The sequence below is a fragment of the Peribacillus asahii genome, assembly GCF_004006295.1.
Classification (GTDB): Bacteria; Bacillota; Bacilli; order Bacillales; family DSM-1321; genus Peribacillus; species Peribacillus asahii_A.
In genome coordinates this window covers 1,357,708-1,371,614 of the sequence record NZ_CP026095.1, presented here as the reverse complement: position 1 = coordinate 1,371,614, position 13,907 = coordinate 1,357,708, and the positions used below count along the sequence as shown (strand labels likewise).

Annotated in this window: 13 protein-coding genes and 1 riboswitch; of the genes, 4 read left to right on the top strand and 9 right to left on the bottom strand. The window is 36.7% G+C overall.

The window, feature by feature from the left end; genetic code table 11:
• Positions 1-40 precede the first annotated feature (40 nt).
• Both BAOM_RS06740 and BAOM_RS06735 read right to left on the bottom strand, forming a co-directional pair.
• Positions 41-592: a PilZ domain-containing protein gene (locus BAOM_RS06740; RefSeq protein WP_127759615.1), complete on the bottom strand. Its 552-nt coding sequence runs from the start codon at positions 590-592 to the stop codon at positions 41-43.
• A 127-nt stretch (positions 593-719) separates the two neighbouring features.
• On the bottom strand, positions 720-953 hold the full coding sequence (locus BAOM_RS06735) for an aspartyl-phosphate phosphatase Spo0E family protein (RefSeq protein ID WP_119116107.1): 234 nt from the start codon (positions 951-953) through the stop codon (positions 720-722).
• 398 nt (positions 954-1,351) lie between these two features.
• Between BAOM_RS06735 and BAOM_RS06730 the strand changes: the two genes are divergently transcribed.
• Both BAOM_RS06730 and BAOM_RS06725 read left to right on the top strand, forming a co-directional pair.
• Complete coding sequence (locus BAOM_RS06730) at positions 1,352-2,392, top strand: acyltransferase family protein (RefSeq protein ID WP_127759614.1); 1,041 nt, start codon at positions 1,352-1,354, stop codon at positions 2,390-2,392.
• Positions 2,393-2,650: 258 nt separating this feature from the next.
• Positions 2,651-4,393, top strand: coding sequence for a B12-binding domain-containing radical SAM protein (locus BAOM_RS06725; RefSeq protein WP_127759613.1), 1,743 nt, complete (start codon positions 2,651-2,653; stop codon positions 4,391-4,393).
• A 48-nt stretch (positions 4,394-4,441) separates the two neighbouring features.
• Here BAOM_RS06725 and BAOM_RS06720 read toward each other — a convergent pair whose 3' ends face one another.
• Entirely contained in the window at positions 4,442-5,788 is a 1,347-nt protein-coding gene (locus tag BAOM_RS06720; RefSeq protein ID WP_127762476.1) for a TrkH family potassium uptake protein, read from the bottom strand.
• Positions 5,789-6,153: 365 nt separating this feature from the next.
• Between BAOM_RS06720 and BAOM_RS06715 the strand changes: the two genes are divergently transcribed.
• Entirely contained in the window at positions 6,154-6,354 is a 201-nt protein-coding gene (locus tag BAOM_RS06715; RefSeq protein ID WP_119116104.1) for an alpha/beta-type small acid-soluble spore protein, read from the top strand.
• A 49-nt stretch (positions 6,355-6,403) separates the two neighbouring features.
• Here the strand turns inward: BAOM_RS06715 and BAOM_RS06710 are convergent, their stop codons facing one another.
• From BAOM_RS06710 to BAOM_RS06690, 5 genes are all read right to left on the bottom strand, one after another.
• Positions 6,404-7,342, bottom strand: coding sequence for an anti-sigma-I factor RsgI family protein (locus BAOM_RS06710; protein ID WP_127759612.1), 939 nt, complete (start codon positions 7,340-7,342; stop codon positions 6,404-6,406).
• An 83-nt stretch (positions 7,343-7,425) separates the two neighbouring features.
• Complete coding sequence (locus BAOM_RS06705; RefSeq protein WP_164853155.1) at positions 7,426-7,590, bottom strand: anti-sigma factor domain-containing protein; 165 nt, start codon at positions 7,588-7,590, stop codon at positions 7,426-7,428.
• A complete protein-coding gene (sigI, locus tag BAOM_RS06700) occupies positions 7,587-8,327 on the bottom strand; it encodes an RNA polymerase sigma factor SigI (protein ID WP_127759610.1) in 741 nt (246 codons plus the stop codon). Before sigI ends, BAOM_RS06705 begins: the two co-directional genes overlap by 4 nt.
• Before the next feature lie 268 nt (positions 8,328-8,595).
• Entirely contained in the window at positions 8,596-9,405 is an 810-nt protein-coding gene (locus tag BAOM_RS06695; protein ID WP_127759609.1) for a TerC family protein, read from the bottom strand.
• Between the two features lie 92 nt (positions 9,406-9,497).
• Positions 9,498-9,598, bottom strand: a riboswitch (yybP-ykoY riboswitch).
• A gap of 92 nt (positions 9,599-9,690) precedes the next feature.
• Positions 9,691-11,274: an aldehyde dehydrogenase family protein gene (locus tag BAOM_RS06690; RefSeq protein ID WP_252283245.1), complete on the bottom strand. Its 1,584-nt coding sequence runs from the start codon at positions 11,272-11,274 to the stop codon at positions 9,691-9,693.
• Positions 11,275-11,536: 262 nt separating this feature from the next.
• On the opposite strand from BAOM_RS06690, the gene BAOM_RS06685 reads away from it, so the two are divergent.
• On the top strand, positions 11,537-12,730 hold the full coding sequence (locus BAOM_RS06685; protein ID WP_252283244.1) for an FtsW/RodA/SpoVE family cell cycle protein: 1,194 nt from the start codon (positions 11,537-11,539) through the stop codon (positions 12,728-12,730).
• Between the two features lie 88 nt (positions 12,731-12,818).
• Here the strand turns inward: BAOM_RS06685 and BAOM_RS06680 are convergent, their stop codons facing one another.
• On the bottom strand, positions 12,819-13,832 hold the full coding sequence (locus BAOM_RS06680; RefSeq protein WP_164853154.1) for an EAL domain-containing protein: 1,014 nt from the start codon (positions 13,830-13,832) through the stop codon (positions 12,819-12,821).
• Positions 13,833-13,907 lie beyond the last annotated feature (75 nt).

Sequence of the window (13,907 nt, the reverse complement as noted above, 5' to 3'; positions counted from 1 at the left end):
TGACTCAATGATTATAGGGGTCAGCCTTCTTTAGCAGCGTCTATACGTCTTCTAACTTTGTAAGTTGCTGTTTTAAAATATATCGTCGAATCGGAAATAAAGTCCCTTCCCTACTATTAATAAACTGACATCCATAACGAAAACCCTCTTCGGTTTCTTGCACATGTTGAATCATTACTTCCAGATGATTCATAGTCTCTTCCATCATAAACGATATTTTATATGGTCTATGCGCTGAAAGCTTACGCGCACAAAAAAAGCCTAGTCCCGTAATACTTACATCCAAAACAGTAACAGGTATTTCTTTTTGCTCTGATTGTATATAAGCACGTATTTCACAACAGGTACGAACGGCTTTTCTACGTTCCCTTAAATTTAACTGATCAAACCAAGGGATATATAAGTATAAATTATGTTGTTGTCTTTTTATAATTTTTGTATCAAACTTCTGATTATTAACTACACAAGCAACAGAATCTCCAGCATGAAACTCTTTTGAATCCTTAATGATTACATTCATTAGCTCCCCTTCAACTGAGAAAAGAGCGGCTTGCGTAACTTCTTGATTCTTCAATAATTGTATAAACTCCATACCATCTTCCTTTGTTCCATCGTGATGCTTTTTATTATACCAAACAATGCAACCTTTTTTGAGAAAAATTAACCAAAAGATATTTCTAATTTTGCCTACCTGTTATACTCCTTGTATACAGGTCAGTTTACCCACAATCATGCCCAATAACCAAACTCTCTTTCACTTTTACTTTCACTTTCACAGCTAAATGATGCTGTAAAATCAAATATTCATTAATTAATAAATCCAATTCTTGACTTGAACGAACGGTCGGCTCACCATTCATTCCATACACTCGGGCTAATTCCATCATCTCTATTCTCTTTATATTTATTTCAGCCGAGACTTCTCTCGGGCTCCTTAATTTTTTCAACTTCATAGTAATTGGCCTTATCCCCCTAATTAATTATAGTCTTTATAATTAACTAGTATTACAAATTAAACAATATATGTAAATAGATTCGCAAAATAAGACAAAACTTTTCATTTTATGCTGTACAAACGAACAAAGAAAGAAATAATTTTTGACATTTTCTACAGGTTTTCATATAAATTAAAAGGAACCAATAAACTAGATTCTGTCAATTAGTAGAATCCCTTTAATCTGTAATATAAGCCAGATTACCATCATTATGTCCGATTTTCTTATACTAGCACTACATGAAAGAATTCCTAGTTGCATCATCATATCGATAGAGCTATGATTATTTAATGAAAAACTAGATTATAAATACAATAATTACCAATATGGTTCTATTACACTTTTAAGGAGGGGCTATGCGACATCGCGATACTTATTTTGATAATGCAAAATTTATTTTGATAGCTTTTGTTGTTTTTGGACATTTGCTTAATTCGTATATTTATGAAAGCGAGATTATTCAAGCTTTATATAAAACAATCTATTCTTTTCATATGCCGGCCTTCATCCTTGTATCAGGATTATTTGCTAAAGGCTTTTATGAAAAAGGATATATCCTAAAAATCACCAAAAAATTAATTCTACCTTATATTATCTTTCAAGTGATTTATACGATTTACTATTATTATTTATATCAGCGCTCATCATTATCGGTTGACTTACTTGACCCGCAATGGTCTTTATGGTTTTTAATCAGCTTATTTTGCTGGAACATTATGTTACTCGGTTTTGCAAAACTTTCCCCTTTTATAGGCATTAGTTTATCGATTATTATTGCCTTATTAGTCGGGTATATTGATTCGGTTTCCAATTATTTAAGTTTATCGAGAACGTTTGTGTTCTTCCCATTATTCTTAATTGGCTATCATATTAGTAAAGAGAACTTAAAGCAGCTAACGAAACCAAGTATTCGAATGACATCGTTTTTCATCATGCTGCTTGTTTTCATCGGTTTCTATGTATATCCTGATATTAATTACAAATGGCTGCTCGGTTCTAAGCCTTATTCAGAACTTGAAGAAGCAACGATTATTTCCATGTTTAAGCGGCTTGGTTTTTATGGTTTAAGTTTAATTATGGTATTTAGTTTCTTATCATTAATTCCGCGTGGACAATACTTTTTCACAAACTGGGGAAAACAAACTCTCTATGTATATTTGCTTCACGGTTTCTTTATTAAATTCTTCCGCGAAAGTGAATTTCATAATTACTTTAATAACATGGAGTACTTCATCATACTCGTTGCCATTTCGTTTGTATTAACGACTATTCTTTCAAGTAACCTTGTAGGATCATTTGCTCAACCGATGATTGAATTAAAGCTATCTCGGTTTAAACAATTCAAGCAAAATCTCAAAGCTGGACGAACAAAACAGCATGAATCAACAACGCATTAAGCATCTCTACGGAGGTGCTTTTATACTAGGCTATGTTAATAGACATTGATTCGATTTTCCGCTTAAAGGATCCAAAAATAAACAACGTTATTTAATAAATTCTAATCATAAAATTTCACATAACTATTCGTTGTCCAGTGTACGATGCAAGATTCATTTTTCAATCTCGCGTCACTATGTTAAAATAAATGATTAGTGACTTAATTTATACAAGTGATTGTTTACGAAGGAGGCATTGCGTGTACACGCATTGTAATTATGAATACAATTATTACGACATTAAATGCAAAATATATCCATACATCTCTATCCATTCGCTATTTAAAAGCTTATGCAGCACCCGACTTTTCTGTTCAATTAGCTGAATATACGATTAAAGATCCTATCATGAACATTGTTGGTGACTTATATGCGAAGAAGCCAGATATCATTGGCTTCAGCTGCTATATTTGGAATATTGAAGAAACGATGAAAGTCGTAGCGATGTTGAAGAAAATCAATCCCAATTTATGTATCGTTCTCGGTGGACCTGAAGTAACGTACGATGTTAGCGAATGGCTCGATCTCATTCCCGATGCAGACTTCATCGTTATTGGTGAAGGAGAAGTAACCTTTAAGGAATTATTAACAGAGCTAAGCGGTGAAAGAAACTTCAAAAGAATTGGTGGAATTGCCTACCGTCAAGATGGAAAGAAAATCATACAGCCACAGATTGGAAAAATCGATTTAAAGACGTTACCATCACCGTATCGTTTTGAAGAAGATCGAGAGGCGCTTTCTAAACGTGTCGTCTATATTGAAACGAGCCGCGGCTGTCCGTTTAACTGTCAATTCTGTTTATCTTCTATTGAAGTAGGCGTCCGCTATTTTGATCGCGAAAAAATCAAAGCAGATATTCGCTACTTAATGGAGCACGGTGCCAAAACGATTAAGTTTGTCGACAGAACCTTTAATATTAGCCGAAGCTATGCAATGGAAATGTTCCAATTCTTAATAGACGAGCATCGACCAGGAACGGTTTTTCAGTTTGAAATCACGGCTGATATTATGAGACCGGAAGTGATTCAGTTTTTAAATGACCATGCACCAGCAGGTCTTTTCCGCTTTGAAATTGGTGTACAATCCACCAATGATCAAACAAATGATCTTGTCCAACGAAGACAAAATTTCGAAAAGCTGACAAGAACCGTGACAATGGTGAAGGAAGGACAAAAGATTGATCAGCATCTCGATTTAATTGCTGGTTTACCTGAAGAGGATTATTACTCTTTCCAAAAAACCTTTGATGACGTATTTGCACTAAGACCAGAAGAACTACAACTAGGCTTTTTAAAAATGCTGCGTGGAACAGGGCTGCGCATTCGCGCTAACGAACACGATTATATATACAGCGACCATGCCCCTTACGAAATTCTTGGTAATAATGTGCTATCGTTTGATGATATTGTACGCATTAAACAAGTGGAAGATGTATTAGAAAAATATTGGAATGATCACCGGATGGACTATACGATTGAGTATTTAATTCAGAACGCATTCCCCTCTCCATTCGATTTCTTCCAACAGTTCGGGACGTATTGGGATGAAAAAGGATGGTCTCGAATCGGACATCAGTTGGAAGACTTATTCCGTCGCTTACAGCAATTTTTAGCGACGAAAGACGAGATTGAAACAGATTTTGTTACCGGATTAATGAAATATGACTATTTAAACAGCCAGAAGTATAAACCGCGAAAAACTTGGTGGGAACCTTCTCAAAAGCAAGAACGTAACTGGATATACGAAGAAATCCTAGCAGATTCAACAAAGTTGGGTAAACACTTTGCTTCCCTGCAATTAAATGAAAAAGATTTGCGTAAGCATACAATGATTGAAGAACTTCCATTTGATTTAAATACGTATTTAAGGACAGGTAAAATGGTGCGCCAATCCTCTGTTATGGTTGCTTATTTTGATCCTAGCGGAAAAGGCTCCACCATCTATTCATATACAACTAAATGATAAACAAAACCCCTTTTCATCCAGGCTGATGAAAAGGGGTTTCCTTACTTATCCTGTAATCACTCGTTCTTTTGGATAATGATAATTTTCCGTTACTTCTTTACGCCCCACACTGAATAATAAAGACGTAATCCCTACTCTACCAATAAACATCAAAATCATCAGAAGGCCTTTCCCAAATTCACTTAATTCAGGCGTAATTCCTAAAGACAAACCGACTGTTCCAAAAGCAGAGCATACTTCAAAAATAATCGCAGTTAACGTAAAATCTTCCGTAATCATTAAAATAAAAATGCTGCTGATGCTGAGAAGTAAACCAACAATGAGTACAGCCATCGCTTTAAAAATATCATCAGGATGAATTTCTCTCTCAAACACTTTAATCGAACGTCGACCTCGCGCAAAGTTCCACACAAATAAAAGAAGAATAGCAACAGTCGTCGTCCGAATCCCGCCTCCAACAGAACTAGGAGAAGCCCCAATAAACATCAGTAAACTGAGGAGCAATAAGGTAGGCTCTGAAAAAGCTGTGATATCCATCGTAGTAAGACCTGCACTTCTCGTTGTAGTAGACATAAATAAGGAATAAAATAAAGACTCATGCCAACTTTTATCTTGCAAGAAACCATTCCATTCCATTAATAAAATAAACAAAGTACCTGCGACTACTAGTCCAAAAAACGTAATGGAAGTTAACTTTGTAAACAAAGAAAATCGAAACTTAAATGTGCGTTTTCTTGACGTAAAAAATTCTCTTAATTCCATTAAAACAGGAAAACCAATCGCTCCTAGAATCAATAAAATCATGACGACTATTTGAACAAAATAATCATGTTGATACGGAACCATAGAAATGCCCGTAATATCAAAACCGGCATTTGTCGTTGCACTAATAGACATAAACAAGCCATTTAGCATCGCGCTTCCTAAGTCTGGCTCATATTTAAGAAACCATATTCCAAGAATAAGTGCGCCTATAAATTCAATCACCAAAAAGATTTCAATAATTTGTTTCAATAATTTAACAGCACCTGATAATTGCATCTGATTTTGATCGGCCATAATTAATTGACGTTCTTTTAAACCGATTTTCTTGCCTACGATAAGCCAGAAGAAGGTTCCTAACGTCATAATCCCAATTCCACCAAATTGGAGAACAAACATCAAAATAAAATAACCCGGAACCGTAAGCACTTCCGATACGTTAACAACCGATAATCCGGTTACACTAACGGCACTCACTGCCGTAAATAAGGCATCACTAAAGCTATATTCCACTTCTGGCTGAATCGCAATTGGAAGGCTAAGCAAGCCTGTAGAAATACTAACTGCAATAAAGTAATACCCAATAATAAGCTGAGCAGGAGAAAGCCTAGCCAATATTTTTTTAAACATAGTCATCTACACGTTCCCGTTCCTCTCGTTCTGTTGAAATTCTCTTCAAACGTATGTAAAATACAGCCCCACTCAGTTAGCATCCTCTTTATAGGATGCTGAGCGCGGATTGAAATTATCAATTCTTGTCAAGCAATGAGTCTTTCGCGCCATTAACTTATTGAATTAAAATAATTTCTTAACCTAGTGTACCCGTTTTTCAACCATTTTCCAATCCTTCTCGACTTATTCCATTCCTTCAACTATAAGGTGCTCTTGCCAATAGAAAAGCAACCGCAACGCAACTAAAAAAAATTAATCTACTTATACTATGACTACAGCGGCAAATGCCACTGTATAACATATAAACTAAAGGAGATTATAACATGGCTAATAATAATAGCAGTAATAAATTACTTGTTCCTGGAATTGAACAAGCTTTAGAACAAATTAAATATGAAATCGCTTCTGAGTTTGGCGTTCAATTAGGATCTGATACGTCAGCACGTGCAAATGGATCTGTAGGCGGAGAAATTACAAAACGATTAGTGCAACAAGCTCAGTCTCAGCTTAGCGGTAAATTTTAATACAATAGAATAACATGGCTAAAGCCCGGTGTTTGACCGGGCTCTTTCATTAATCATCCTGACGCTGCTTCTCTCTATCGTTATTTTCTTTTTTATGATTACCTGCATTACCTGGATGAGGTTTCTCTTCTTTCTTTACTGGTTTATACAGTTGTTCTTTGCGTTGTTCCTTCTCTTTCTCTCGTTGCGCTTTTTGCCATTCTTTCTCTCTCTCTCGTTGTACTTTTTGCCACTTTTTCTCTTTCTCTTGTTGCGTTTTTTTCCATTTTTTCTCTTTCTCTTGTTGCGCTTTTTGCTGTTCTTTCTCTTTCTTTCGTTGTTCTTGTTGCTGTTCTCTTTCTTTAACTACATGTTCTTTTTTTGATGAAGATGGCTTTTCTTTGTTAGACTTCTTCGTTTCTACTGACTTTTGATTATCCTTCAACACCGACTGACTAGAAGATTTCTCATTTGTTGCTTTTTTTGTTTCCTGATTCGTTTGTAAAGGCTGAGCTGTCTTCTTCTCTTCAGTCTTCTGAACAGGAGTATTCGTTATTTGACTTTTCTCTTGTGATTGATTGTCTTGATTCGTTTGAATCTTCTTTCGCTGACTCTCCCGTTTTTGTTCAACATATTTCCCTGTTGAGAGCCCCTGTCTTTTAGCTTCATTACGCTCTTCTTTTGTCGCTTGAATAACTTGTACTTTTGTACGATTTACCGGCCATTGCTGGGACATATGCTGCAGCTCTTTATTTAACTGCTGATTGACTTTCTTATTCTTTTCGACCATGGTTGTGGAGACGACAATCTTCCGTGTAGAACCCTTCAAATATCCTAGTTCCTTTGTCTTGGCAACAATGTTTTCAGTCACTGTCGAAAGCTCTTTATTTTCCCATACACCCAATTCCTTCACGACACGCTTTCCTTCATCATTCAATCCCTTTAGTTCAATCACATCTAAATCATCATCTACACCTATTTCAACACTAGGATTTACATCAATCGTCATGTAAGCAGATACATGAGTGGAGGGTTGAACAGCAATAATTGAGAAAAATAGAAGACAAGCAGAGGCAAACGTGCCAATAACAGCTATTTCTTAGAAGAAATGGGAAACGTTCGTTCTACTGGGATAATCGTTACTTCATCACCAATTTCATACACTCCGTTATCCCGGTTTCTTCTGACAAACTCACCTTCTGGGGTCAACAACGTAATATGTCGTTTAGTCACTGATAGAACTATACCCTTTTTCACTGCTGAGTCACCCCTTCTATGTAATGCGATAAGTACACAAACTCTTCATTTAAAATGATACACATCGCAATAATATATTTACGATGTCGTTCAATCGTTTTTCTACTCACTCGTACTTTTTCCTCTAATTGTTTAATCGGAAGCCGTTTCTTCATGAACAAAAGGTCTCTTAGCTCCCCATCATCCATTAATGTCTTCGCAATAGAAATTGCTCCTAAACGAGCATCTATATGCTTTGGTGAATGATGAACTAATTCTTGAAAAGATAAGCCAAATTCCTGTAAACGACGATTATAAAGAAGAATTTCCTCTCTTCTTTTTAACGTTTCTTGCTCCTGTTCAAATGCCTGAATAGAATTTTGATCATCGAGAAATGAATCATCGCCCCCCTCTTCATTCCAAGCAGACTCCAAAATCACTTCCTTATTTCTTGACTGACTTCTTAAATAATCAATAACTCGGCGCTTAATAATAACCTCAGCAAACGCAAGCAAAGACTTTCCTTTTTTACATGAATATTTATCAATTGCTTCATTGAAAGCAATCAGACCAATACTGTATTCATCATCTGATTCATGAATATATCGATTACAAACGCTTGAAACTGTTTTAGCAATAAAAGGCTTATAAGAATGGATCGTATCATTTCGAAGCTTCGTGTCACCTTGTTGAATTTTGATGACGCAATCTTCTAATGAACGTTTTTTCTTCAATGCTGTAAATAAAAAACCTATCATGCGTACATCTCACTCCTTTTGACCATTAAACATAAGGTCAATATATTAATCTTAAGCGGAGCAGATGTGAATCACAGTTTCAAAAGTCCTATTTTCAAAACAAATTCATATTTCCGTTATGAAACATAAGAAAGAATGCCCATTTTTCATATTGGGTGTTTCCTCTTTATCCGAACTCCCTATAATAATACGAGATAGAAGATTTTTTTATGGGGATAATCGATTCATAAAAAAATCCAGGCGCCATATCAGACACCTGAATTGTTATTTAGACTTCTTGTATTTGTTTGTCTTGTTTGTCTTGTTTGTCTTGTTTGTCTTTTTTGTCCTGTTTGTCTTTTTTTCCCGATAATAGAAAAGCTCCAACTGCAATTCCAAGTAACACAGTCCAGAAAATTGACTTCCATACAATGGATTCTGGGAAGTGTTCATTAATGACCCCTAATGACGGATGAGCAAGTGTATGAACGGCCAGCTTTACGCCAACCCAACCTACAATCAAAAAGGCTGCTGTTTCAAGGGATGGTCGTTGATGTAATACTTTCACGAACGCATTAGCTGCAAATCGCATAATAACTAAGCCAATGATTCCACCTAAGAACATCACCGAAAACTGTCCGCCATCAATACCGCCCACTTTGAACCATCCTGTTTCAGGAAGGGTTACGGCTAATGCTACAGCTGCAAGCATAGAGTCAATCGCAAAGGCAATATCTGCGAGCTCTACTTTTAAAACAGTCATCCAGAAGCCAGAAGTGGCTTTCGCTTTCGGCGCAACATCCAACTCATTCCCATAATACTTTTTATAAATATTATGACAAGCAATAAATAGTAAGTATAAGGCACCAATCGCTTGAATTTGCCATATATTAACCAAATATGTGATAAGAAACAAGCTGGCAAAGCGGAATACAAACGCTCCAAATAACCCATAGAATAACGCTTTTCGTTGTTGATCTTTTGGTAGGTGTTTAACCATGACGGCCATAACAACTGCATTGTCTGCGGCAAGAAGTCCTTCAAGGGCAATTAATACGAGAAGAACCCAGCCGTATTCCAATAATAGTGATGCATCCATTTACTTTTCCCTCCAATAGTTAGTATGTCTTTCCCCCTATCGGCATTCGGCAAAACAAAAAGACCTCTGCCGTAATAGGCAAAGGTCTTGCTGAACATGAAGTCATGTCAACAAAGCCGATGAATGTCTCCATTCATGTAATGACGACTTTGTTTTAGGGCGAACCCTAACGCTACTCCCCTTTGATTAAGGAAAAATCATATTTAATATATTAGTAGTATATGATATACCTTTCTATAACACAAGTATTTTTTAAACGATTGTGAAAAAATAGGGCAATTTTCCTTATTTATCCTTAAAATTCGATAATTTAAGTAATTGTCGATAGCTCTTTATAAAAGAAACCCAACTGATTTTCCTAGCGAAATACTGTTGAAAAAGCGAAAGAAAATGGGTATATTTCCCTTCATACGGGTACCATTGAATTTCAGCGGACTTTTTCCCTGAATCATGTACAATTGCTTTTTCATGACAAAAAATACGAAGGCCACCTTCACCATGATAGCTGCCAATCCCACTCTGTTTCGCACCGCCAAACGGTAAATGAGGATTAGCGACTGAAACAAGCACATCATTAATATTAACAGCCCCTGTCACTAATTGCGCTGCAACCCGCTTTGCTCTATGTTCATCAGAGGTCCAAACGCTTGAATTTAAACCGTATGCACTATCATTTGCAAGTTGAACCGCCTCTGCTTCTGTATCAAAAGGAATAACAGGCAGCAGGGGACCAAAAGATTCTTCATTAATCACTTTCATTGTATGATTCACATTTGATAAAAGTGAAGGTTGGATAAAACACGTACCTTGCTCCCATTCGTCAGGTGTGGTCCCTATTTCAAGCGTTGCTCCTTTATCAAGAGCATCCCGAATATGATCGGCTACAATATCCAATTGAGCAGGGAATGTCATCGAACCAACATCATCATGCAGCGAATCTCCCTGTTTTAAGGAAGCTACTTTCTTCTTCAATAGCGTCAGAAATTGTTCATAAATTGGACGCTCTATATAAAGTCGTTCAACGCTCATACATACTTGACCGCTGTTTGTAAATGCTCCCCATAAAGCTGCATTTACCGCCCTCTCTATGTTAACATCTTGAAAAACAATCATCGGGTCTTTCCCGCCTAGCTCAAGTGTTGTCGGAATCAATTGTTTTGCCGCCACTTCTGCGATAATCTTTCCTGTTCGCACGGAACCTGTAAAGAAAATATAATCTGGCTTTTGTTCAGTAAGTACTGCTCCTAACTCTTTTCCACCATGAGCAAATTGAACAACTCCTTCTGGAAAACCAGCTTCTACAAATAATTCTTCTATCATTTTACCAACTAGAGGAGTTACTTCGGAAGGCTTCGCAATAACTGTATTCCCCCCAACAAGGGCTGAAATTATAGGCGTTACCGCTAGTTGAAAAGGATAGTTCCATGGAGATATCACAAGTACAGTCCCCCTTGGCATATACTCCACATATGATGTTTTCCCGATTAATAATAAAGGTGTTTTCATTTTTTGTCGTTTCAATAACTTTTCAGCATGCTTTTCAACATACAGCATGGCATCAAGCGTTGGCATTAAATCTGCCACAAGCGCTTCTGTTTTGACCTTTCCTGTATCTTTCGAGATGATGTCAGCAAGCTTATCCATCTTGTCCACAATTAAAAGCCTTAGCTGCCGAATGTACTCGATTCTCTTCGAAATAGAAAGTGCTGACCACATATCAAAGGCCTTATGTGATTGTTCATATAGCTTAGGAATGGAGTCAAGCGACGTTTCCTCCAGCTCAGCAATCTTCTCACCAGTTGCTGGAGCATATACATTCCACTTCATTTGTTGCTGCACCATGTATCCCTCATCCTCATCTGTCATCATTCATTTTAGCTCCATTATATAACGTTGTTCATATTATTTAAAAAATCAGCTATATCCGCTACTGAGCTTATTGTATACAACATTTCACCATCACGCTATTTCAAAGAAAAAAGGCTTAAATTTCATTTTCCAAAGGAAGTTTGCCCCTTCTTGGCGAAAATATGATTTTAGACGAATTTTTTTTTCCATTACAGGCAGTTTTCCGTTACTATAGAGAAGGGCGATTTGGTCGCCCATATGTAAAATAGAGGTGAACGCACAGGTGAAAAGAATAATTAAAGCCTACGACTATCCAATTTTTATCGCTATTGTGCTACTCTGCTTATTCGGACTCGTTATGGTGTACAGTTCTAGCATGATTACAGCTGTAGGACGTTACAACTACCCAATGGATTACTTTTATGAGAAACAAAAGATAGCACTAATCATCTCTTTTGTAGCTATGATTGCGGCGATGATTTTTCCTTATAAAGCTTATCAAAATAAAAAGTTTCTCATGTTTATCATGTTTGGTATTGCAGGCTCATTAATCGTCGTCGATTTATTCGGTCATGCTTCAAGCGGGGCTCAAAGTTGGATTAAAATAGGATCTAGCTCGTTTCAACCAGCGGAATTCGCGAAGCTGGCGATGATTATTTATCTTGCCGCTATGTACGGAAAAAGACAGGATCGTATTAACAATATTGATAAAGCAGTCATCCCACCGATTTTGTTTCTCATCGGGATTTGTTATTTAATTGCTACTCAGCCCGATTACGGATCAGCAGCCATTATCTTTCTCATCTCCTGTACGATCATTGTCTCTTCTGGCATGACGTTAAAAAGTTTAAGTAAACTTTTGATTATCTTCGTAAGCCTTGCAGGGATTTTCGCTCTAGGTGTACTTCTTACAGGAAATTTATCGAGTGTATTTTCCGATAATAAGGTGGCTCGTTTCACAGGGTTTATGGACCCTTTTGGTACAGCAGGTGATGATGGATATCAGCTTGTTAACTCACTTCTGGCCATTGGATCGGGAGGATTAACAGGGGTAGGGCTAGGCGATAGTGTGCAGAAATATGGATATCTTCCAGAAGCACATACCGATTTTATTTTGGCAATTATTTCTGAAGAATTAGGGGTTTTTGGAGTAGGATTTGTATTGCTTACTCTCGGATTTATCGTGCTGCGTGGATTTATATTGTCCGCTAAATGTAAGGACCCTTTTGGAAGTCTATTATTAATTGGAATTTCTTCGATGATTGGTATTCAAGTATTTATTAATGTGGGTGGTGTAACAGGCTTAATTCCCATTACAGGAATCACTTTGCCCTTTATTAGTTATGGAGGAACTTCATTACTGCTCATGATGATTTCAATGGGAATCTTTCAAAATATCATTATGCGTATGAATCTACTCGAAGAAAAAGAGAATAGCACTCCAAAGATTATAGAGGAGATACATAACAGCCAGTAAACACTTACTGGCTGTTACTTTTTATGACAGATTACTAGCACAACCTGTAGCTTCAACCGAGAAAAGAATTGTTCTCTAAATAACTATATTATACACTCGCTAATAATTTCGGTTTTTTTGCTGGTTTTCCAAGATAATAGCCTTGAGCAAGTTCAATACCAATAGCACGACAAAATTCAAGCTCTTCTTTTCGCTCAACCCCTTCAGCAAGCGATGTAACCCCAAGCTCTTTGGAAATATTAACTAGTTCAATCAATTCCTTTTGTTTCGTTACGTCTTGATCGCAATTCATAATATGTGCTCGATCAATCTTCACATAATCAGGAACAAGCTGCACCAGCACTTCTAATGTCGAATGACCGCTTCCGAAATCATCCAGCGCTACTTTAATCCCTTCCTGCTTATATACACTAAAAATTGTTTTTAAATGATCTATATCTACGATTTCCTCTGTTTCAACAACCTCAAATACGATATCCTCTGGTCGTACATGATGGCGCTCAATATGTTGGATAATACTTTTTACACTGAACGCTGGATCATAAATGGTTGAAGGTAAGAAATTGATAAAACTTTTAATTCCATGAGGTATAACACCCATTCGAGATTGGATGGCTGTTTGCCTTGCTTTCATATCTAATAGATAATGCAAACCTGTAGCTTGGGCAGCTTCAAACAACCGACCAGGTGAAACTCTAGCTAAAGGATCTCGTAGTAAAGCTTCAAAGGCAATGATTTCATTACTGTGCAACGAAACAATAGGCTGAAAGAAGCTGATAAATTCCGTCTGACGAATAATTTGAATCATGTCATGTTCTTTTATATTCTGTAATAATTGATGAAGCGAGTACATAATAGACGGCCGACATATTGCTTGAACTAAATTTCCTTCTATGTGATCGTATCTATCTAATTTTGAAAGGATTATTTGTACTTGTTCCATCACTTCTTCTTTAGAACGATAAGGGAGATACAATTCGCCATTTGCCTTAATAACTTCTGGATACATACTTTCCAGGTCATCCATCCCATGAAGAAATAGATATCCACTCTCTCTAAAAACAAACATTAAGTCACATGAACTACAACACATCTTGTCCATTATAAAGGCCCCGTATATAACTGCTCTATCTGTTATTAATTGTACATGCAGAAGCGTATAAAAACCACAAAACCA